The organism is Streptomyces sp. NBC_00878, assembly GCF_026341515.1.
Taxonomy (GTDB): domain Bacteria; phylum Actinomycetota; class Actinomycetes; order Streptomycetales; family Streptomycetaceae; genus Streptomyces.
In genome coordinates this window covers 5,920,284-5,941,408 of record NZ_JAPEOK010000001.1, presented here as the reverse complement: position 1 = coordinate 5,941,408, position 21,125 = coordinate 5,920,284, and the positions used below count along the sequence as shown (strand labels likewise).

Sequence of the window (21,125 nt, the reverse complement as noted above, 5' to 3'; positions counted from 1 at the left end):
GGTCGACTGGTTAGGCTCGAAGACGTGAGCAGGCTCCAGGTCGTCAGTGGCAAGGGCGGTACCGGCAAGACCACGGTAGCCGCAGCACTAGCGCTCGCCCTCGCGACAGAGGGCAAGCGCGCTCTTCTGGTCGAGGTCGAGGGCAGACAGGGCATCGCACAGCTCTTCGAAGCGGAGGCGCTGCCCTATGAGGAGCGGAAGATCGCCGTCGCTCCCGGTGGCGGGGAGGTGTTCGCCCTCGCCATCGATCCCGAACTGGCCCTTCTGGACTACCTCCAGATGTTCTACAAGCTCGGCAGCGCCGGACGCGCCCTGAAGAAGCTCGGCGCCATCGACTTCGCGACCACCGTCGCACCGGGCCTCAGGGACGTACTCCTCACGGGCAAGGCCTGTGAGGCCGTGCGCCGCAAGGACAAGCGCGGGCGCTTCGCGTACGACTACGTGGTGATGGACGCACCGCCGACCGGTCGGATCACCCGCTTCCTGAACGTGAACGACGAGGTGGCGGGGCTCGCCAAGATCGGCCCGATACACAATCAGGCGCAGGCCGTCATGCGGGTGCTCAAGTCGCCCGAGACCGCCGTGCACATGGTGACGCTTCTGGAGGAAATGCCCGTCCAGGAGACCGCGGACGGCATCGCCGAGCTGCGCGCCGCACGGCTGCCGGTCGGGCGGATCATCGTGAACATGGTGCGGCCCGCGATCCTCGACGAGACCGATCTCGCGCTCACCCGCGAGGCACCGCGGACGGCGATCGCCAAGTCGCTGTCCGCCGCGGGGCTCGGCGGCGCGCGCCGCGGCCAGATCGCCGAGCGGCTCGTGGAGCCGCTACTGACCCAGGCCGACGAGTACGCCGAGCGGCACGCGCTGGAGCGCGAACAGCGGGCCGTGCTCCAGGATCTGGGCCTCCCGCTGCACGAACTCCCGCTGCTCGCCGAGGGAATGGACCTCGCGGGCCTGTACGAACTCGCCACGGAACTGCGTCAGCAAGGGATCTCATGAGCCAGGACCCCGCCCGCGCACACACCCCGGCCCACGCAACCGATCCGGCCCACCCGCACACCGACGACGCACACACAGGGACGAACGCGCCCGACAGCGACACCCAGGCGGGTACGCACGCGCCCGACAGCGGCACCAACACGGGTGGTGCGTACGCGCAGGACGCCGCCCGCGCCATAGACGCCGCCACCGTCCTGGACGTCGACCCGCTGATCGACGACCCGAAGACCCGCATCGTGGTCTGCTGCGGCTCCGGCGGCGTCGGCAAGACCACGACGGCAGCGGCCCTCGGGCTGCGCGCGGCCGAGCGCGGCCGCAAGGTGGTCGTCCTCACCATCGACCCGGCGCGCAGGCTCGCCCAGTCGATGGGCATCGACGCGCTCGACAACACCCCGCGCCGGGTGAAGGGCGTCGACGACTCCGCGGACGGTGAACTGCACGCGATGATGCTCGACATGAAGCGCACCTTCGACGAGATCGTCGAGGCGCACGCGGACCGCGAGCGAGCGGCCGCGATCCTCAACAACCCCTTCTACCAGTCGCTTTCGGCGGGCTTCGCGGGCACGCAGGAGTACATGGCGATGGAGAAGCTGGGACAGTTGCGGGCCCGCGACGAGTGGGACCTCATCGTCGTCGACACCCCGCCCTCGCGCTCGGCGCTCGACTTCCTGGACGCCCCGAAGCGGCTCGGGTCGTTCCTGGACGGCAAGTTGATCCGGCTGCTGACGGCACCGGCGAAGCTGGGCGGACGCGCCGGGATGAAGTTCCTGAACGTGGGGATGTCGATGATGACCGGCACCATCGGCAAGCTGCTGGGCGGCCAGCTCCTCAAGGACGTCCAGACGTTCGTGGCCGCCATGGACACCACCTTCGGTGGTTTCCGTACCCGCGCGGACGCCACGTACAAGCTGCTCCAGGCGCCCGGGACGGCGTTCCTGGTCGTCGCGGCCCCTGAGCGGGACGCGCTGCGCGAGGCGGCGTACTTCGTGGAGCGGCTGGCCGCCGAGGACATGCCGTTCGCGGGGCTCGTGCTGAACCGCGTCCACGGCAGCGGCGCGGCCCAGTTGTCCGCGGAGCGGGCGCTCGGCGCCGCGGAAAATCTTGATGAGGCCCGCATTGTTGATCAGATGGACGGGAAAGCTGGTCTTCGTAACTCTCCCGACACGTACGGCAGTTCAGAATCACCCGCTACCCAGACCACCGTTCCCGAGGCTCCCGCGCCCGACGCAGGCTCCCCCGCCGCGGACCGGACCACCGCCGAAGCAGCCGGGACGGACGACCACACGGACGACCACGCAGACGACCGCACCGTCGAACAACTCACCGCAGGCCTGCTGAGGCTGCACGCCGAGCGCATGCAGCTGCTCTCCCGTGAGCAGCGCACACGTGACCGCTTCGCCGCCCGCCACCCCGAAGTGGCGGTGGCCGAAGTGGCCGCGCTGCCCGGCGATGTGCACGACCTCGCGGGACTACGGGACATCGGAAACCGACTCGCGGCCGGTGCCGGTACCCCGCCGACCGGAGCTGCGTAGGCCCCCTCGGGGCCACAGAGGCCCCATGCCGCACTCAGGCGTGTCGCACGCAGACGCCGTATACGACGCGCCGCCAACTACACGGAACCGAGGGACGGACACACGAACTACGAGACCGTACGGACGATACGAGACCGGCCGAACGGATCGACACCGTACAAGCACGAAGCCAGACGAGACCGTACGAGCACGAAGCCAGCTGAGCACGGAGCCAGCCGGACATGACGCCGAACGGGGTCACGTGTGTGTACGTCACGTGGCCCCCTGACGTGTCCTGATGCGCACCCCCTGACGCACACGGGGCCGCCGGGGCCCCGGTTGCGTGCGGAGGTGGAGAGAGGCGGGTCAGCCGACCGCCGCGTAGTTCTCGTACACCTCTTCCTCGTCGAGGGGCAGGATTCCCGCCCCCCGCTCGTACTCGGTACGCGCGGTTTCGAGCAGCCTGCGCCAAGAGGTGACGGTGGGCCGCCTGCGCAACAGTGCGCGGCGCTCCCGCTCCGTCATTCCTCCCCACACGCCGAACTCGACGCGGTTGTCCAGCGCGTCGGCCAGGCACTCCGTGCGTACCGGACATCCGGTGCACACTGCCTTGGCCCTGTTCTGCGCTGCTCCTTGAACGAACAGTTCATCCGGATCGGTAGTGCGGCAGGCCGCCTGCGCACTCCAGTCGGTTACCCAGCCCATACCGGCGCCGTCCTCTCCCGAATCGAGGCTCCCCCACGGCGGCAGCGGCATATTCACCGCCGCCAGTTGAGGACGTTACGGAAGGTGGGCACAGTCAACCAGCCCCTTCGGGCCCAATCTTGAATGGCCCGAATGGACTATGGGTACGCGACAGATCACCCAACGGAGTGACCCGGCGACATGCGTGACCTTCCCGGCAAACCGGGGCAGTTGAGTTGCGTCACAACGGACGACAACTGACACATGAGGCGGATTCGGGCACGTCCTCAACAAAAAAGTCGAGTGCCGACCGAAACGATTCGGGGTCGCCGGACGTATTGATACGTAGCCCTACTGCTGTGACAGTTGAGAGCAGCTTAGGCCAAGGCCTGTACGTGTGTCCGGCGAATGAGAACGTAGGCTGCCCTCATGCCAAACAAGCGCTCGGGCGGAGGTCTGTCTCCAACGCAGCAGGCCGCCAAGTTCCTCGGTGTCAGTGTGCTCGCGGGAGCCGTCATGGCCGGCATCGCCGTGCCGGCGTTCGGCGCGCTCGGTCTCGCGGCCAAGGGTTCGGTCGAGGGATTCGACGAGATCCCGACCAACCTGAAGCGGCCTCCACTGAGCCAGCGCACCACGATCCTGGACAGCAAGGGCGGCCAGATCGCCACGGTCTACTCACGTGACCGCACGGTGGTCGACCTCAAGAACATCTCGCCGTACATGCAGAAGGCGATCGTCGCGATCGAGGACTCGCGCTTCTACGAGCACGGCGCGGTCGACCTCAAGGGCGTCCTGCGCGCCCTCAACAAGAACGCGCAGAGCGGCGGCGTCTCCCAGGGCGCCTCCACGCTCACGCAGCAGTACGTGAAGAACGTCTTCGTGGAGGAGGCCGGCGACGACCAGACCAAGGTCGCCCAGGCCACCCAGCAGACCCTCGGCCGGAAGGTCCGCGAGCTGAAGTTCGCGATCCAGGTCGAGGAGGAGCTCGGCAAGAAGAAGATCCTCGAGAACTACCTGAACATCACGTTCTTCGGGCAACAGGCGTACGGAGTCGAGGCCGCGGCCCAGCGTTACTTCTCCAAGTCCGCCAAGGACCTGAAGGTGGAGGAGGCCGCGCTGCTCGCCGGCATCGTCCAGTCGCCGAGCCGGTACGACCCGGTCAACGACGAGGCCGAGGCCACGAAGCGGCGCAACGTGGTGCTGCAGCGCATGGCCGACGTCCAGGACATCTCGCAGGCGGAGGCCGACAAGGCCATGAAGAAGCCGCTCGGCCTGAAGGTCAGCAAGCCGAAGAACGGCTGCATCACGGCGGTCAAGGGCGCCGGTTTCTTCTGTGACTACGTCCGCAAGGTGCTGCTCAACGACCCGGTCTTCGGCAAGACCAAGGCGGCCCGGGCCAAGGTCTGGAACAAGGGCGGCCTGACGATCCGCACGACGCTCGACCCGCAGTCCCAGAAGTCGGCTCAGAAGTCGATCAAGGACCACGTCTACAAGACCGACGACGTGGCCACCGCCGCCACCATCGTCGAGCCCGGCACCGGCAAGATCCTGGCGATGGGCCAGTCCCGTCCGTACGGCCTCGCCAAGAACGAGACGACGATCAACCTGTCCGTGGACAAGGGCATGGGCGGCGGCGCGGGCTACCAGCCCGGTTCGACGTTCAAGCCGATCGTGGCCGCGGCCGCCATCGAGGGCGGCAGGCCCGCGACGCAGGTGTACCCGTCGCCGTACGAGATGGACTACCCGAGCCCGGTCTCGGCCTGTAACGGCAAGAGCTGGAACGAAAAGAACGTCCCGGTCACCAACGAGAACTCCACCGAGGTCGGCCCGTACGACATGAAGGAAGCGACCGCGAAGTCGGTCAACACCTACTACGTACAGCTGATCAGCGACATCGGCATCTGCCCGGTGACCGAGCTTGCGGCCAAGATGGGCGTCGAGCGCGCCGACGGCACCAAGATGAACCAGGCCCCGTCCATCGCCCTGGGCACGCAGGAGATGTCCCCGCTGACGATGGCGAGCGCGTACGCGACGTTCGCCGCGCGGGGCACGTCCTGCTCGCCGGTCGCCATCGAGTCGATCAGCCAGACCGTCGGCGGTCAGAAGAAGTCCCTGCCCGTGCCGAAGACGAGCTGCCGACGCACGATGTCCGAGACCACCGCCGACACGATCAACACGATCCTCAAGGGCGTGGTCGAGGACGGTACGGGTCAGCAGGCGGGCCTCAGCGACGGCCGGTCGAGCGCGGGCAAGACCGGTACGACGGACGAGCGCTACGCGGCCTGGTTCGTCGGCTACACGCCGAACATGGCGGGCGCGGTCTGGGTCGGCGACCCGGCCCACAAGCGGCACATGACCAACATCACCATCGGCGGTGTCCCGTACGAGAAGGTCTTCGGTGGTCAGGTCCCCGGACCGATCTGGCGGGACATGATGACCGGCGCCCTGGAGGGCAAGGACAATCCCACCTTCAACCTGGTCTACATCCCCGACCGCAAGGTCGACGAGGACAAGGGCCGCGGCGACGAGGACGAAGGCGACAACGGGAACAACGGCGGGAACGAGAACGGCGGCGGGAACGGGAACAATGGCGGGACCGGTGATCCCCAGATCCCCACTCCGACCATCTCGATCCCTGAGGAGTGGACGATCGGCGGAAACGACGGCGGGAACGGGAACGGGAACGGCGGCAATTTCCCGTAGGCCGGGTTCCTGAATCCTGCTCTGCTCTCTGTACGCCGATGGGGGCGCCCCTAGTGACTAGGGGCGCCCCCATCGGCGTACGGCGGCATGGCCGGGGTCGTCGGCCGTACGGCGGCATGGTGAAGGCCATCGGCCGTACGGCGGCATGGCCAGGGCTGTCGGCATGGCCGAGGCCGTCGGTATGGGCCTGGCCATCGGTATGGGCCTGGGCCAAGGCCGTCACGGCGGCCTCGGACTGAGCCCGAGTTCCGGCGGGCGGCCCCCGAGGCCCCGGAGGCCCGAGCTCAGCCCAATTCTCGGCGGGCCCCGAAGGTCCCGGACTCAGCCCGCGAGGCTCAGCCCGCGAAACTCAGCCCGCGAGCAGCTTCTTGACCGCCGCGGCGACGCGGCCGCCCTCGGCCAGGCCGGCCACCTTCGGGTTCACGATCTTCATGACCTGGCCCATGGCACGCGGGCCCTCGGCACCGGCGGCCTTCGCCTCCTCGACCGCCTGCACGACGATCTGCTGGAGCTCGTCGTCGGAGAGCTGCTTGGGCAGGTAGTCGGCGAGGATCACACCCTCCGCCTTCTCGCGCTCGGCCGACTCGGCGCGGCCGCCCTGCGCGAAGGCCTCGGCCGCCTCGCGGCGCTTCTTCGCCTCCTTGGCGATCACCTTCTGTACCTCGTCGTCGGAGAGCTCGCGCTTCTCCGTACCCGCGACCTCCTCCTTCTGGATCGCGGCGAGGGTCAGCCGGAGCGTCGAGGAGCGGAGCTCGTCGCGCCCCTTGATCGCGGCGTTGAGGTCTGCCTGCAGCTTCGACTTGAGCGTGGTCATGGGGTGATTGTCGCAGGTGTGGTGCGGCGGCTGCCCGTGGATTTCGGGCGCCTCCTCCTATGCCCCTCCGATGCCCCTCCGATGCCCCTCCGATGGTCCTCCGATGGTCTTACGAGTGTGCGTGGTCTGACACGATGGACGTATGCGCGCGCGATACGGAGTACCTCTGGGAATCGCGGCGGCTGGCGCCGCCGGTCTGCTCTACTCGGCGGGTTTCGAGGCCCGCTCCTTCCGTCTGCGGCGGGTGACCGTCCCCGTGCTGCCGCCGGGGATGCGGCCACTGCGCATACTCCAGGTCTCCGACATCCACATGGTGAGAGACCAGCGCAAGAAGCAGCGCTGGCTGCGCTCGCTGGCCGGACTGCGCCCCGACTTCGTCATCAACACCGGGGACAACCTGTCCGACCCGGAGGGCGTGCCCGAGGTGCTGGACGCCCTCGGTCCGCTGATGGAGTTCCCGGGCGTGTACGTCTTCGGCTCGAACGACTACTACGGGCCCAAACTCCGCAACCCCGCACGCTACTTGTTCGACAAGGCTCAGGGCAGGCACGGGCTGAACGGCAACGCGCCCGCCGTCGACGTGGTCCACAACCCGTGGGAGTCGCTGCGCGACGGCTTCGACTCGGCGGGCTGGCTGAACCTGACGAACGTCCGGGGTTCGCTGAAGATCGACGGCTTCGAGATCGAGCTGACCGGGCTCGACGACCCGCACATCAAGCGCGACCGCTACGCGCGCGTGGCCGGCGGCCCGTCCACCTCGGCCGACTTCTCGATGGGCATCGTGCACGCCCCGTACCTGCGCACCCTCGACGCCTTCACCGCGGACGGCTACCCCCTGATCCTGGCCGGCCACACCCACGGCGGCCAGCTGTGCCTCCCCTTCTACGGCGCCCTGGTGACGAACTGCGACCTGGACACGGCACGGGCGAAGGGCCTGTCCACACATACGGAGGCGGAGTCCGGGCGGACGGCATACATGCACGTATCGGCAGGCTGCGGAACAAACCGCTACACACCGGTACGGTTCGCGTGCCCGCCGGAGGTTACGTTGCTGACGTTGGCGAGGCGGGACTGAGGGGATTGCGAGGGGGGAGGAGGGGGCGTTACCACCTCCCCCACCCACCCACCCCTCCCGCTCCCCCGCCCACACATCCATCCATCCACTCGACCGGTTCAACCCGTATCGCCCCTTTTGTTCACCCCGCTTAACGTGAGGGCATGACCGCTCCCATACCTGCGGATATCCCTGACATACCCGTCATCCCCGGCATAGCCGCCAGGGCTGCCGCCGTGGTCCCCGTCGTCCCGGCGGACGCGGTGATCCCCCGCGTCCGACGCCCCCTGGTCGCCGCCTTCCGCCTCCTCGTGGCAGGGACGGCGACGGCGGGTGTAGTGCTCGCGCTACTGCTGGCCTCCCCGTCCCGAGTCCTGAGCCACTTCACGATCCTGAGCGGCATCGTGGTGGCCGCGGTGTTCACCGCCTCGGCCTGGAGGGCATGGACGGCCCGCCGCCCGCTGCCGTCGGCCGTCACCGCCGGCACGCTGCTGTACGCGGTGGGCGCGGGCGTGGTCCACCACGTGATCCTGGCGAACGGTTCGAGCGCCTTCTCGATGACGAGCGATGCCGAGACGCTCACCGGCTGGCACGCCGTCGCGAACCAGCTCCTGCACACGGCGGTCCCGGTCATGGCCGTACTGGACTGGCTCCTGCTGACCCGCCCGGGCCCGCTACGCCTCCACACCGCGGCCACGTGGCTGATCCTCCCCGCCGCATACTTGGCCTTCACCCTCGCGCGGGGCGCACTCCTGCCTCCCAACGCCGAGGCCCGCTACCCGTACTCCTTCCTCGACGTACCCAGACACGGCTACGTAGAGGCCCTCGGCAACGCCACGGTCCTAGGCCTCGCCTGCTACGCCCTGGCCCTTCTCCTCGTCGTCCTGGACCACATCCGCCCGGGTCCGCGGCGCCACCGACCCCCCGAAAACCGGATTTCGTCTCCGGCCACCGGTGGGCTAAAGTAAACGACGTCGCCACGAACGTGGCCCACGCGAGTGGCCTGCTGAGCAGCGACATCGGGGTGTAGCGCAGCTTGGCAGCGCGCTTCGTTCGGGACGAAGAGGTCGTGGGTTCAAATCCCGCCACCCCGACAGCTAAGTAGCAGGTCAGAGGGCCCTTACCGGATAGGTAAGGGCCCTCTGGCGTTGCTGCGTGTCTAACTGCGTGACTAGCGTTTCGGATCCCGCTCGAAGATGCCGTCCATGACCACGGCACCGGTCTGTATGACGGGGCGGATCTGCTTGCGGTACACCTCCTCGGTCACGGCGGTGCCGGAGTGGCCGACGAGCCGGGAGATCTCTTCCAGCGGAACGCCACGATCGGAGAGCAGGGACACAAAGCTGTGCCGGAGCTCCCGAGGTGTCCACTCGTCAGCGTTGATCCCGTCGGCATCCTTGAGCGCTTGGCGGAAGGCACGCCGAACGTTGGTCGCGTCGAGCGGCTTGCCGACAGCCGACGAGAAGACGAGCCCGTGTTCCTCCCAGCTGTCGTCAGCGGCGAGCCGCTCCCAACCCTGGTCTTCGAACTGCTGCCAGAGGACCTCGACGCAACGTGCCGGCAGAGCGAGCGTTCGCCGGGACTTCCGTGTCTTCGTGTCCCCGCCACGCCGCACCGAACGCCACACCGCGATGTGCGGAGGCTGCGGCGGATCGGCGTCCAGCCTTCCCTTCAGGAAGACGTGGTCCCAAGTGAGCGCCCGGAGTTCCTCGGTGCGGGCACCGGTCAGAAGGGCGACGACGATGTACGCGTGCATCGAGGTCCCCTCGGCCGCCTTGAGCACCGCCTCAGCCTGAGCGAAGGTGAGCGCCTTGGACGGGCGACCCGGCTGTCCCTGAGGCACTGAGCACAACTCGACGACGTTGCGCTTCACCTTGTCCCGCGCCATGGCCCGCTTGACCGAGCGGTTCAGGCACGAGTGGACCGCTTGAAGGGTGCGCGTACTGAGCGTCTTGGCCTTTGTGGCCAGCCAGCGGTCGACGTCTTCCGCGCTGAGGTCGCGGAGCTTCCGCGCACCCAGAGCCGGGATCACGTGGTTCTGGCTCAACAGGGTGCAGGTCTCGACTGTGCCCGGGTCTCGGCCCGCCAATCCGTAGGCAAGCCAGTCGTTCACGGCGTCCGCAACGGTGTAGCCCGTGGGGGCGATAGCGAGACCGTCCTCATGGTCCCGCAGCACCTCTTTGAGCCTGTTCTTCGCCTCCGTCTTGGTCTTGCCACTCCCCCGCTTGACGATCCGCTTGCCGCTCGGGTCGAAACCGAGGTTCGCCGTGGCGATCCAACGCTGTCGCTTCTCGTCCCAGTGCAGACCGCCGTCACCGCGGCTCCGACGCTTGGTCATCAGGCAGCCTCGCCCAACTGGTGCTGGATGAAGTCGCGTACGGCGTCGGCGGGTATGCGACGAGCTCCATCGATCTTGATGGAGGCAAGCCGGTGCGTGCGGATCAGGTCATAGACCTTGGAGCGACCGACCTTGAGCCGCGCCATGACATCGGACACGGTCAGCAGTTCAGGGATGGCAGTGGTCATGCTGCGGCTCCTTCCAGGGCGAGTTGGTCACGTAGGGCCTCGCGTGCTGTTTCGCGGTTGAGTTGGAGGTCACGGGCGATGGTGGCGGCGAGGGCGGATTCGCCGGGGGTGTGGCCGTGTCCGGCGTACTGCCAGTCGGTGAGGACGAGGACGGTGTCCGGGTCGTGGTCGCCGAGGCCGAGGGCTTCGCGCTCCTGGGCGGCGCGGAAGTCGGCGCGGGCCTGGCGGAGTTCGCCGAGGGTGGTCGAGTAGCGGCGGGACTTGGAGGAGAAGTGGCCGCGGAAGCCGAGCATGTGCGCCCAGGCCCAGAGGCGGCGGTCCGAGTACAGGGGGTCGAGTTCCTTGCATGCCTTGATGAGTCGGCGTGTGTGGTCGGGGACCTGGTGGCGGTCGAGTTCGGAGAGTTCGCCGATGCGGCGGTCGAGGGTGCCGGTGTTCTCGGCGGCCTTGGTGGCGTACTTGGCGACGTAGGAGGCGACGGCCTGTTCGGTGATGTCGGAGCCGTCGCCGAAGGCCTTGACCGGGCGGACGTCGAGCTGTGTGCCCCACCGGAACGTCCGGGCGGGCTGGTCCTCGGAGGCCGGGGCGGAGACCGAGGTGTAGGAGTGCGCGGCGGCGGCGCGGATCGAGTCGGCGAGCAGGTCGGCGGTTGCCCAGGAAGGGGGCGGGGTGTCGGGGCCTTCCGGACCATCGAGGCGGATCACGGCGTGGAAGTGCAGGGCGCCGCGCTTCTGGAACTCGGCGACCTTGCCGTACGAGAGGCGGACGTGTTCGGCGAGCTCACGGCGGGTGAGTCCGGCGCGGGCGGCGATCTCGCGACGTAGGCGGGTGGTGAAGCGCTGCCAGAGGTCCCCTGCGTGGTTGTTGAAGAGAACGGCGGCGCTGTAGTCGTACGTCTCTGGATCGAGCGCCGTGCCGAGTGCGGGATCGTCGGACGGGTGACGGGTGCCGCAGCGGCAGGTACCTCGGTCAGGGCGGTTGTGGACCGGGCCGAAGGACGGGGCGGTGAGGGTGGCGAAGACGCGGGGGTGGTCGCGGACGGTGGCGGGGATGTCGCGGCGGTCGTCTCCGGCCAGGCCCGCGCGAATGAGGTGGTAGGTGTCTCCGGCGTACGTCCAGGCGCAGGAGGGGCAGCGGGAGGCACGGCGGTTGCCGCAGGCGAGGCGGAGGCGTCCGCCGGGCTCGTTCTCGGTGGAGTAGTGATGCAGGGTCTCGCCGGTCGTCTTGTCCTTGGCGAGGGTCCAGCCGGTGAGGTGGATCGGATCGGCGCAGCCGCCGGTACGGCGGATCTGGTCCTGCCAGCGGTCGAAGTCGTCGGCCGAAGCCACCCTCAGCAGGTCGCCGAGGGTGGTCGGGTCGAGCAGCGTGTCAGGCACGGACGCCCTCCCGGACGGGCGTACGGCGGGCGGTGCCAGTGCCGTGGCAGGCCGGGCAATGGGCGGTGATGGTCCGCAGGTGGCCGTGCCGGTTGCGTCCGCCGAGGGTGATGGCGGCGGACGCAAAGCCGTTGCAGTTCGGGCAGATGCAGGACGGAGGTCGGGTGCGGGGGGTCATGCTGGAGGTTCCTTCCGGTTGCGAGATCGGAGAGGGGCACGGCTCCCGGGCGGCGGAGACTTGGCGGTTGAGGCCGCCCGGGGGCCGGTCAACGGCGCTTTGCCTCGCTGTTGATGAGCGAGCGGATGACCAGGGCGCAGATGGCGACGGATGCGCCGGTGATGGCGACCGCGAGGAGCATCGAGACGAGGACGGCGCCGACGACCAGGACCACGGCCGTACCACCGCCGACGAGGGCGACGACGCCGCCAGGGGTGAGCTGGACGGTGGGCCGGGCCGGAGCCGGGGCGAGTGCCATGGGTGCGGGGGCCGCCGGGGTGTGCTGGACGGCGGTGGTCGGCTCGATGACAGCGGGCGGGGTGACGAGGCCGGTCGGCTGAGGCATGGTCGGGACCTTGGGGCGGAACATGGCCGAACTCCCTTCTGCGGGTGGTTACTTGACGGCGGTGTCGATGACCGGGGAGAGCAGGCTGTCGGCGAGGAGGTAGCCGCCGAGGAGGAGCACGGCCACGAGCCACCAGGGCGGGCGGATGAGCTTGATGCCGAGGTAGCCGACGGCGATCAGGGCGAGCCAGAGCGGGACGTCCATGGCGATGGCCTCCTAGCGGACCTTGCAGCGGTGCATGCGGGCGGCGAGTTGGGCGGCGGTCTGGCTGGAGTAGTCGGCGGACCAGCCGCATCGGTCGTTGGTGCACACGGCGGCGTGTTTGGTGTGCCCGTGGTGGTCGCGGTGGGTGCCGATCTGCACCGGTCCGATCCGCATCACGGAGTGGAAGTGGTCGCGGGCAGGCATGTCGGTCAGTCCTTCCGGGTGGGGGGCGGGAACTGTGCGCGGATGCTGCGGGCGGTGGCCGGGTCGGTGGTGCGCTGTGCGGCTTCCTCAGCGAGGAGGTGGGCCAGGTAGAGGCGTCCGGCGACGTGCATCTCGCGTGCGCCGTCGAGGTAGTCGGCGCTCGTCAGGTCGGCCGGGTTGCTGGTCATCCGGGACTTCCTTCCGGTCAGGTGAGTTGGGCGGCGATGGCGTCGGCCAATTGCTGCGGGACGCCGAGGCGGGCGCGCAGGGTGTCGACGTCGATCCGGGACCCGGTTCGGGCCTGGTGGTCGTCGGCGACCTTGCGGGCGTGGTCGACCAGTGCGGCCGGGACAGCCGGAGTTGTCGGGGTCGGGTCGGCGGCGGGTAGGGCTGGGGGTGCTTCAGCTGCGGGGTTCTCGGAGGGCTCCGGGGCCGGGGCGGAGGCCGCAGGTTCCGGGATCTGCGGAGCGGAGTCGGGGGCTGCGGGTGCCGGCCGATCCGGCACCCGGTCTTCGGCAGTGGGCGAGTGAGCGAGGAGCGTGCCGCCCATGAAGGCCAGCGCGGGCCAGGCGGCGACCAGGATGCGCAGCCAGGCCGGAACGTCGCTCAGGTCGAGCAGTCCGGCGGTGGCGATGTTGGCGCCGAGCGAGGCCACGAGCGCGGTCAGGAACCAGCACCAGGCCAGCCGGGATGGGCCATCGGTACGCAGCCGACGCCACGCGGCGACAAGGAGCAGGTCAACGCTGATCGGGTAGGCCCAGGCTTTCCAGCCGTCTTGTCCGGCAGCGGCGGCGAGGTCGTGCAGGTGGGCGAAGGACAGTGCTCCGGCGATCACGGCTTGTACGAGGACGGCGTCCGGGCGGATCGAGTGGGTCATGGAGTCACCTCCTGTTTTGGGCATGGGGCGGGTAGGGACCCGGCGCGAGACGGTCAAGCCGACCGTGGGATGGGAAGGTCAGGCGGTGGCGGGCGCTGTCTTGGACAGCGGCACGCGGACCGAGGGCAGCGGGGCGACGGCGGGCCGGAAGGCTGCGAGTGCGGGCAGGTCCGGTGTGCGGTCGGCGTGCCGGTTGCAGATGTTCACGGCTTGGCGCAGCGAGGTGTGCGGAGCGCGGATACGGGCCCAGCCGCCGGAGGAATCGCCGGTCACGGCGATGCCGGGGGTCTCGGTGGGGATCTGGATGGCGGCGAGGACGGCGTCCGGGGCGATGTCGCCGAAGGCCATGTTCGCGGAGGCTTCGTCGTTGACGCGGTGCGCGGTGCGGCCGGTGAGCTGGGCGCGGAGCATAGTGATGCCTTTGCCGAGTTCGGAGCCGAAGCGCTGTCCGCAGATCTCCAGGTAGATCCCGGAAGCGCGGCCGAGCTGGGCGAGGCGGACCAGGGCGGTGATGATGCGGTCCCGGCGCTTCTCCTCGTCCTTGGTGGCGAACAGGGCGAGTTCGGCGACCTCGTCGACCAGGACGACGACCGGGACCGGGCGCATGTCCGCAGGCAGGTCCCAAATGTCGGCGGCGATCTCCGCGTCAGGGACGTTGACGCTGATGCGCTGCTGAGCGCGGATGAGCTGGTAGACGTCCTCCATGTGCGTCACGAGCGCTTCCAGGAGCTCTAGCGCGGTGTCCGGGCTGTCGGCGAGGGCGGAGAAGCGGCGAGCGAGCGGGAAGAGTTCGACGCCCTGCTTGCAGTCGATGCCGACCAGGGCGACATCCTGCGCGGCGAGCCCGGCAACGAGGTTGCGCTGATACACGGACTTGCCCGACTCGGTGGCGCCGAGCGTGAGCCCGTGCGGAACGGTCCGATAGTCGCGGTAGTGGATCGCACCGTCTTCGCGCAGCGCGACCGGGATGCGCATCGGGGCACGGTCGACCTTGGCGGGCATCTGCACCCGCTGGAGGACGTCATAGCCGGTCATCCGCAACTCGACGACGCCAGACCGTAGTTCGCGCGAAGTGACGCCGTACATCCCGAAGGAGTGACGTAGCCGGTCGGTGGCGGCCGAGACGTCGAAGGCGTCCTGTCCGGGGCGGAGCTTGAGCCGCAGGACCAGGCCGGTCCGGGTGGGACGCAACCGCAGGATGCGCGGTGCACGGGACTCGGGAACCGGGCGGTTGGCCACCCGGGCGAGGGCGAGGCGCCAGCGCGAGGGCGGGACGGTCAGCCCGCAGGCATCCATGACGGAGGCGTAGCGGAAGGCGACCCGCAGCGCGGCGAGGACGACGCCGAAGGTCAGCCAGTACCAGGCGGGGCGCCGCCACCGCAGAAGACCTGCGGCAGCGACGACCAGCACCAGAGCGACCGTGAAGGCGGTCATGATCAGGCCGCCTTGGGCTGCGACGCACCGGCGGCGAGCGAGGTCACGGCGACCGCACGGAACGCGATCCCGTGGCGCTTCTGCCCGTTGAACTCGTTCTCCCACGCCGAGGCGACCAGACCGGTCAGCGCGACCGGGGTGCCCATGGCCAGGTCCTCGGAGACGCCGGGCTGCGGAACGGTGAGCTTGAGGATCTCGACCTCCTCGGGCGTGGAGAACATGACCTCCACGGTCATCAGGGTCACGCCGTCCTTGTCGAGGGCGATCTCACCGGTACGACGGTCCTTGACCTTGGGCTGCGGGGTCTTGGCGACCATCACGGTGGCGTTGGCGGTGTCGACGGGAATCTGACGCACAGCAGTTCACTCCTCTATAGGGGCTGGACTCCGTCACTCATGTATATGAGTGACACGAAGAAGAGTGCCTGACTCCTGTACATGAGTCAACCCGCCGCGAAGAAGAACTCGCGACGGGCTGCGGGGAGTTGAGCGCGCGTCAGTCGGCGGCCGGGATCCGGTACTCGAAAACGAACTGGTCAGCGGCCATGAGCGTGTCGCAGACCTCGACGACACGGCCCTCGGTCGTACGCGCTTCCCGGACCAGGTGAACCACCGGGGCACCGGGGCTGAGCGCCAGCTCGGACGACTCCGCCTTGGAGGCCGGGCGCGCTTGCAGCGTCTCGAGGAACTCCGCGAACTCATGGCCATGGTCTTCGAGTCGGGCGTAGATGCCACCACCGCCGGGGTTCTCCGCGAACAGCTCGGGGATCTCCTTCACGACGTCCCACGGGAGGTACGAGGACGCCGTCTCGACCGGAGTGCCGTTGCGAAAGTAGAGCCGCCGCCGGGCAAGCACCTGAGCGCCGGCGGGGACGCCCAACCGCCGGGCGGCATCCTCGGGAGCCTCCATCGGACCGATGTAGAGGACGCTCACCTTGGCCGTGGCCCCGGACTGCGCGGACTCGGCGAGGTACGCAGCCTTGCCGCCCTGCCGGAGCGAGCGCCGGAAGCGATCAGAGGAGCGATGCCGTACGGGCGGCCGATCCTTCACGATGGAGCCCTTGCCGTGCCGTGTCTCGACGAGCCCGCTCGCACGCACTTCGGCCATGGCCTTGCGGATCGTCCCGCCGGAGACGCTGTAGCGGTCCACGAGTTCGGACTCACTCGGCACCATGTCACCAGGCTTGAGGACGCCTGCCCGAATCTGCTGCACGATCTCTTCGGCGATCTGCACGTACCGAGGTACGGACCTCTCCCCTCCTACCGTTGTTTCCATAGCCCTTCTCTTCCTCCTATGCTCCTGTACATGAGTCAATCACAGGAAGCAACCTCGCCACCGCTGCACTCCGTATCTGTCGCCGGAGTAGTGGTGCGCGAAGATGGCCGCCTCCTGGCGATCCGCCGCGCCGACAACGGCACTTGGGAGCTCCCGGGCGGAGTGCTCGAACTCAGCGAGGCCCCGGAGACCGGCGTAGCCCGCGAAGTCTTCGAGGAGACGGGCATCCACGTCGAGGTGGACGAGCTCACCGGGGTCTACAAGAACACGACTCGGGGCATCGTGGCCCTGGTCTTCCGCTGCAAGCCGTCAGGCGGCATGGAGCGAACGTCGAGCGAGTCGACCGCGGTTGCGTGGCTCACGCCTGATGAAGTGTCGGAGTGCATGGCGGAGGTCTACTCGATCCGGCTCTTGGATGCCCTGGACGGCAACGGCCCTCACGTGCGGAGCCACGACGGCAAACGCCTCATCCCAGCGGGATAGAACTTTCCCTACGTTCATCAAGGCCCGCGCACGGCGCGGGCGCGCGCCGCCTCTGCGGCGCGGCCTGCCTCCTGTCTCCGCCCCGGCTGGCCGCGCCCGGCGGCGCGCTAGCGAGCTGCGGGCATGAGGTGGGAGACACCCTCTGTGGCTGGGGCGGTCGGCTCCACGGCTTTAGGCAGCCACTTTGGGGCGAGCCTCTAAGATCATGGCCCCAACGTCGTGCTTTAACGGGCAGGTCCACAGACTGCCCGACTCGCCGGAAGCTTAAGGGGCCATGATCACTCGCCCCAAAGCAGCTCCAGCCCAAAGCCGCTCCGCCGACCTGGATGGCCAGTACACTTCCTCCGGTCGACGGAATGGGCAGGGGGGCCTTGTGGAGTTCTGGATCGGCACTGCTATAGCCGTAGTGTCACTCGTGGTTGCGGTTGCGGCGCTTGCCTGGCAAAAGAGAGGTGGTGCGTTCAAGCGCATCCACTACACCGCATATTGCGAACCGTTCCTCATGGATCGCAGCGACGACGCCTACGATAACTTCAACCAAGGCCCTCTCAGTGTCCATCTAGAGCCAAGCGGCTTCAACCTGGTGTGGCCGATGGCGTTCAAACTAAAACTGGCGAATACCGGCCGGGGGCCGATTCTGCCGAGCGATTTCGCAGGGCCCATGTCCATCAACTTTGGTGAACTTTGCCGATTTGTGGGTGGGGCGATTGAGGTGAACCGGGGGGCTATTGACGACTTCATAGGCTCCGATTCACTTGAGCTTCGAGAAGGCGTTCTGAAAGTTGACCCCTTCCTTCTTAACCCCGGTGATCAAATCACGCTTTCCGGAATCCTGAACGGCATCGTCGCAGACGAGGGAATCACAATCAGCGGAAGAGTGGCGGGAGTTGAGACGTTCGTCCGCCTGGAACCTGATAGCGGCGGCATAACAATGCAAGTCAACGGAACTTCCCTTGTGCGCGACTTCACGGAGCCCCAAGGGGCGTGTTACGCGCTGAATGGGATGGTGCTCATTATGCCAAAGTTCCTCCCCCTCAGCGATATAGCTCCCGACGGCGAGCAAGGTAGGGCGATCTCAACGCGCATAAATGGTCAGCGAGTGGATGACCTACATCAGGTTTCGTTCATTCTTGCGAATGAGTCAGAGCAGCCCTTTGATGCGATGCAAGAGATCACCTTTCATGCTGGGAGCGCCCCATTTTTGCATCTGTTGCGAGTGAGCGTCGACGGTTTCGATCTGCCTCGACTTGAAGCCAATGAGATTGTGAACTGGGATGCTCGTGTGGTCCGGATTCGCGTCGATCGCATCCGTCCCAGAAGCACCTTGACTGTAAACATAATATGCCGGGGTGACGCGGGCGGCCTTATGCTGACCGAGCGCCCCTCCGTGCTCGGCGATATTCAAATTGCGAGAGCGCGAATAGCTGGAGATCCGCTAGGGAAAAAGCTCCTAGATATGGAGCCGAGAGTTCTCTTGCTGAGTCGTCGGGTTCACAGGAAGTTCCACCTTAAAATGCCTCGCACTAAGGAATTGGCTCAGCGCGTGCGCGAGCTGAAGCAAAGAGTGCTCCACGGCGACTAAGGCGCAGCAGCAGGGAGGCGACGATGCGCGGTAGGGAGTTGCCGTATCCGGACGGGTTCGGCCAGGAAGACGCGGCGCAATATATGCAGGAGTGCTACGCCGACGAGGGCGTCGACCGCTCTAGAGAGCCAGCTGTCTTGGTGCGCGCGAGCACACCGGAGGGCCGCGAGGTGTTCCATGGCAGCGAGCAGTGCGGACTCATTGTTGGGGGCGGACGGCAGTTGCAGGAGGCAAGTTGGATACTGCTGGGTGACGCAAAGGCCGTGGGCTACCGTCTGTGCGCGCGCTGCGGAACCCCGGATCAAAAGTGACCCACTTGGAAGGTGCTCCGCAACTGGCGTGCGGCCTGCTGTGCCGTCACTCTGGTTTCGTTAGGTCACTCTGAACGAGGGCATAATGTTCCCGAACTAGCTGCAAGCGCTCCCTCCTCGCAAGAAGGGAGATGTCGCGTCCCTCAATTTTTACGGTAGATCCCTGACGCATGGCGACCAAATCATCAAGAATTCCTTGACGGAGCTCTGCTTCTAGGATTGCAGATCTCGCATACGTGATAGTTTCTGGCGTCAGCGATGTGCATGAAAAAGCGGCAGCCAGGAAATCAATCACAGATGAATTAGAAATCTCATCCGGAAGCAGTCGCTGATTCGAATGCACACCGAGTTCTTTGTATGCCGTAGCTTCGGCTATTTCGTCCGCCACCTGAGCGAAATGGTCTGAATCCTGCGGGTCTAGTTCACAAGCTCGCAGATAACTTTCGATGGCATCTACAAGGCGATCCGAGTTGGTTCCTAGCTCATTGCCCAACCATTCCGAAGAGACGTCATCGACGTCGCCGGCGAGCACCGCTCGGCGATAGCAGTCCTCAGCGTCATTCTTGCGTTCTGCACGCGACAATGCCCGAGCGTGATTTCTGAGAGAAACTGTGCAATCTGGATATCTCTCTACTAGCGCAGTAGTAATTTTGAGTGCTGGACCATCCAGCCCATCGCGGTGGTATGCATCAAGCATCAAGCCGAATGTGCCAAGGTGCCTCTTTTCAAGTTCTGCAGGCAGTCTTAGTTCCCCGTCATCCCACGAGATGTTAAGGAGCGCTGCGAGTTCTTCGCGGGCTCGCTCGCGGTGACGCGGGTCCTCAGAATGAGCCAGGGCAGAAAGGTGCATACGCTTGAGCCCTTGATCATTGGGGCGCAACTGCAGAGCGCGCTCGCGCAGCACCAACGATATTTCGGGCAAATTTAGTCTATGCGCATCACCGGATAGAGCTGCCCAGTCTTGTACCGCAATAACGAAGGGGGAATCATTCACCAATTGCATGATGAGATTCAAGAATTCTGTTCGGTTCTCATCTTGCGCCGCCGCCCGCGCTTGGCTAAAGAGATCGGCAGGGAGTTCGCCACGTTGAGATTTGGATAGGACTTCTGACACAACGCTAGCAGCATCCGTGGTTCGCGTTTCGCTCACCGAATCAAATCCATATCTGCTCAGCGATGCACGAAGGCTGGATATCTCTTCCCTCAATTCACCTTCAATGGAGCCCTCTACGTGCGAGAATATATCGGCCGGAAGGGACGGAAGGAAGTCATGTACTGGGTTATCCTTCTGCGCTTCCCCAGCTTCTTCTAGTATCTCGCGAGAGAACCGATCCAGCAGCATTCGGAGCTTTTCGATGCCCTCCAGGTCCGGAGTAAATTCGATCATGCGGTAAGGCTTCAGGTCGAACGGCGTTTCAGTCCTATTTGTGTCGACAATCATCACCGTTCCTTTGCCTCGAAGGGCGTGCCTGACTCCGATCTCATAAAATACGTTGGGATTCAAGTCGGTCAGATCTGCGATCACGAGATCCGCCGTTGCGAGATGGTGAACGATTCCAGAGACTATCGCGCCGCCCTTTGCGATATCGTCCGCGCGAGTCACCGTGAGGCCTAGGTTCTTTATGACGGGCTCGATTACCAAATCCCGCAATGAGCGAAAATGTTGATACTCCGGCGTCCCTGCTTTTCGGATGGGCATTACAACAAAGCACTTCTTTTGCATGGCGACTCCATCGAAATTTGCGCTCCGGTGGTACCGCTCCAGCTTTTCGGTTCCAGATGCACCTTAGTTCTCACTACGCCACACAGCGACGCGCATGTCAACTGGACCGTACTGGCAGCGGGTAGTCGAATCGTTCACCATTAAGTGCCTCTTTCAATCTTTGAATCTCAAATAGCTGCTCGCATTGTCCCTCCTGGAACTCTGCGTGACGTAATCTCATGGAGCGAACTCAGCGAGGCAACCGCGATACTGACATAGTGATCGCGGCCGCCACCGAACCGTTCGAGGCCCTGCGGCGATGGCCGGCAAGGTGACAACAACCCACGACAGTGCACGCGATCTCTTCTTCTCGAACGACTGGCCACCGGCCAGTCAGGGTCAGGGCGGCCGTACGCCTGGAGAGTAAGGCGCGCCTTCACAGGGGTGAGATGAGATCTCTCGCGATCACGTGAACCCTGTGGAGCCGCAACTGGGCTTCCTCATCGTGGCTGACGATCAAGGCACGGCAGAAGTCATCGAGGCACGCGCCAAGTTGAATCTGACATCACCAAGTGACATCAACGACAGCGGACATGGGCAGCCCGGGGCAGTCATGCACGAGAGATCGGCACAAGGGCGATGCCTCCAGACAGCCGGGTCGACCGAACTCCTAAAACGGTTGTCACCGACACGGCGGACACACGGGTGAAGGGCTTCGCCCGTGCCAGACGACGGCGACGAAGTCGTTGGCGTAGGCCTCTCGCCGAACCGCTGTCCACTGTGATGCCCCCCGAGTCCCAATGCGAACAACCTGATCGCA

Annotated in this window: 23 protein-coding genes and 1 tRNA gene; 9 read left to right on the top strand and 15 right to left on the bottom strand. The window is 66.4% G+C overall.

Annotated elements, in window-relative coordinates:
- Nucleotides 1-24 precede the first annotated feature (24 nt).
- Complete coding sequence (locus OHA11_RS25710; protein WP_266500109.1) at nt 25-1,002, top strand: ArsA-related P-loop ATPase; 978 nt, start codon at nt 25-27, stop codon at nt 1,000-1,002.
- On the top strand, nt 999-2,534 hold the full coding sequence (locus OHA11_RS25705; protein ID WP_266500106.1) for an ArsA family ATPase: 1,536 nt from the start codon (nt 999-1,001) through the stop codon (nt 2,532-2,534). The genes OHA11_RS25710 and OHA11_RS25705 overlap by 4 nt, the downstream gene beginning before the upstream one ends.
- Nucleotides 2,535-2,879: 345 nt before the next feature.
- Here the strand turns inward: OHA11_RS25705 and wblA are convergent, their stop codons facing one another.
- A complete protein-coding gene (wblA, locus tag OHA11_RS25700) occupies nt 2,880-3,218 on the bottom strand; it encodes a transcriptional regulator WblA (protein ID WP_055515737.1) in 339 nt (112 codons plus the stop codon).
- A 408-nt stretch (nt 3,219-3,626) separates the two neighbouring features.
- Here wblA and OHA11_RS25695 point away from each other — a divergent pair, with 408 nt between their 5' ends.
- Nucleotides 3,627-5,900: a transglycosylase domain-containing protein gene (locus OHA11_RS25695; protein ID WP_266500102.1), complete on the top strand. Its 2,274-nt coding sequence runs from the start codon at nt 3,627-3,629 to the stop codon at nt 5,898-5,900.
- A gap of 349 nt (nt 5,901-6,249) precedes the next feature.
- On the opposite strand, the gene OHA11_RS25690 is transcribed toward OHA11_RS25695, so the two are convergent.
- Complete coding sequence (locus OHA11_RS25690; RefSeq protein ID WP_266500100.1) at nt 6,250-6,714, bottom strand: GatB/YqeY domain-containing protein; 465 nt, start codon at nt 6,712-6,714, stop codon at nt 6,250-6,252.
- A gap of 142 nt (nt 6,715-6,856) precedes the next feature.
- Here OHA11_RS25690 and OHA11_RS25685 point away from each other — a divergent pair, with 142 nt between their 5' ends.
- The 3 genes from OHA11_RS25685 to OHA11_RS25675 all read left to right on the top strand — a co-directional run bounded on the left by OHA11_RS25685 (nt 6,857) and on the right by OHA11_RS25675 (nt 8,862).
- A complete protein-coding gene (locus OHA11_RS25685) occupies nt 6,857-7,789 on the top strand; it encodes a metallophosphoesterase (protein ID WP_266500099.1) in 933 nt (310 codons plus the stop codon).
- A gap of 143 nt (nt 7,790-7,932) precedes the next feature.
- The gene (locus OHA11_RS25680; RefSeq protein WP_323186653.1) at nt 7,933-8,736 is read left to right on the top strand and encodes a Pr6Pr family membrane protein; all 804 of its coding nucleotides are present in this window, start codon (nt 7,933-7,935) and stop codon (nt 8,734-8,736) included.
- Nucleotides 8,737-8,788: 52 nt separating this feature from the next.
- Nucleotides 8,789-8,862, top strand: a tRNA-Pro gene (locus tag OHA11_RS25675).
- A gap of 77 nt (nt 8,863-8,939) precedes the next feature.
- Here OHA11_RS25675 and OHA11_RS25670 read toward each other — a convergent pair.
- The 12 genes from OHA11_RS25670 to OHA11_RS25615 form a co-directional block, all read right to left on the bottom strand.
- Entirely contained in the window at nt 8,940-10,106 is a 1,167-nt protein-coding gene (locus OHA11_RS25670; RefSeq protein WP_266500098.1) for a tyrosine recombinase XerC, read from the bottom strand.
- The gene (locus tag OHA11_RS25665) at nt 10,106-10,294 is read right to left on the bottom strand and encodes a helix-turn-helix domain-containing protein (RefSeq protein WP_266500097.1); all 189 of its coding nucleotides are present in this window, start codon (nt 10,292-10,294) and stop codon (nt 10,106-10,108) included. Before OHA11_RS25665 ends, OHA11_RS25670 begins: the two co-directional genes overlap by 1 nt.
- Entirely contained in the window at nt 10,291-11,670 is a 1,380-nt protein-coding gene (gene repSA, locus OHA11_RS25660; RefSeq protein WP_266500096.1) for a replication initiator protein RepSA, read from the bottom strand. The genes OHA11_RS25665 and repSA overlap by 4 nt, the downstream gene beginning before the upstream one ends.
- Entirely contained in the window at nt 11,663-11,848 is a 186-nt protein-coding gene (locus tag OHA11_RS25655; RefSeq protein WP_266500092.1) for a hypothetical protein, read from the bottom strand. The genes repSA and OHA11_RS25655 overlap by 8 nt, the downstream gene beginning before the upstream one ends.
- A gap of 88 nt (nt 11,849-11,936) precedes the next feature.
- Nucleotides 11,937-12,257 carry a SpdD-like protein gene (locus tag OHA11_RS25650; RefSeq protein ID WP_266500090.1) on the bottom strand — a complete coding sequence of 107 codons (321 nt, stop codon included), beginning with the start codon at nt 12,255-12,257 and terminating at the stop codon, nt 11,937-11,939.
- Nucleotides 12,258-12,281: 24 nt separating this feature from the next.
- Nucleotides 12,282-12,437 carry a hypothetical protein gene (locus OHA11_RS25645; protein WP_266500088.1) on the bottom strand — a complete coding sequence of 52 codons (156 nt, stop codon included), beginning with the start codon at nt 12,435-12,437 and terminating at the stop codon, nt 12,282-12,284.
- A gap of 12 nt (nt 12,438-12,449) precedes the next feature.
- A complete protein-coding gene (locus OHA11_RS25640) occupies nt 12,450-12,641 on the bottom strand; it encodes a mobile element transfer protein (protein WP_266500086.1) in 192 nt (63 codons plus the stop codon).
- A gap of 5 nt (nt 12,642-12,646) precedes the next feature.
- On the bottom strand, nt 12,647-12,829 hold the full coding sequence (locus tag OHA11_RS25635; RefSeq protein ID WP_266500084.1) for a hypothetical protein: 183 nt from the start codon (nt 12,827-12,829) through the stop codon (nt 12,647-12,649).
- A gap of 17 nt (nt 12,830-12,846) precedes the next feature.
- Nucleotides 12,847-13,518, bottom strand: coding sequence for a DUF2637 domain-containing protein (locus tag OHA11_RS25630; RefSeq protein ID WP_266500083.1), 672 nt, complete (start codon nt 13,516-13,518; stop codon nt 12,847-12,849).
- 78 nt (nt 13,519-13,596) lie between these two features.
- Nucleotides 13,597-14,952 (bottom strand): FtsK/SpoIIIE domain-containing protein, encoded by a 1,356-nt coding sequence (locus OHA11_RS25625; protein ID WP_266500081.1) that lies wholly within the window; start codon nt 14,950-14,952, stop codon nt 13,597-13,599.
- 2 nt (nt 14,953-14,954) lie between these two features.
- On the bottom strand, nt 14,955-15,308 hold the full coding sequence (locus OHA11_RS25620) for a hypothetical protein (protein ID WP_266500078.1): 354 nt from the start codon (nt 15,306-15,308) through the stop codon (nt 14,955-14,957).
- Nucleotides 15,309-15,447: 139 nt separating this feature from the next.
- Complete coding sequence (locus OHA11_RS25615) at nt 15,448-16,227, bottom strand: GntR family transcriptional regulator (RefSeq protein ID WP_266500076.1); 780 nt, start codon at nt 16,225-16,227, stop codon at nt 15,448-15,450.
- Nucleotides 16,228-16,245: 18 nt separating this feature from the next.
- On the opposite strand from OHA11_RS25615, the gene OHA11_RS25610 reads away from it, so the two are divergent.
- The 3 genes from OHA11_RS25610 to OHA11_RS25600 all read left to right on the top strand — a co-directional run bounded on the left by OHA11_RS25610 (nt 16,246) and on the right by OHA11_RS25600 (nt 18,603).
- Entirely contained in the window at nt 16,246-16,710 is a 465-nt protein-coding gene (locus OHA11_RS25610; RefSeq protein ID WP_266500074.1) for an NUDIX hydrolase, read from the top strand.
- A gap of 274 nt (nt 16,711-16,984) precedes the next feature.
- The gene (locus tag OHA11_RS25605; RefSeq protein WP_266500072.1) at nt 16,985-18,292 is read left to right on the top strand and encodes a hypothetical protein; all 1,308 of its coding nucleotides are present in this window, start codon (nt 16,985-16,987) and stop codon (nt 18,290-18,292) included.
- A gap of 23 nt (nt 18,293-18,315) precedes the next feature.
- Nucleotides 18,316-18,603, top strand: a complete 288-nt coding sequence (locus OHA11_RS25600; protein WP_266500070.1) for a hypothetical protein — start codon at nt 18,316-18,318, stop codon at nt 18,601-18,603.
- 46 nt (nt 18,604-18,649) lie between these two features.
- On the opposite strand, the gene OHA11_RS25595 is transcribed toward OHA11_RS25600, so the two are convergent.
- Entirely contained in the window at nt 18,650-20,326 is a 1,677-nt protein-coding gene (locus OHA11_RS25595) for a tetratricopeptide repeat protein (protein ID WP_266500069.1), read from the bottom strand.
- Nucleotides 20,327-21,125 lie beyond the last annotated feature (799 nt).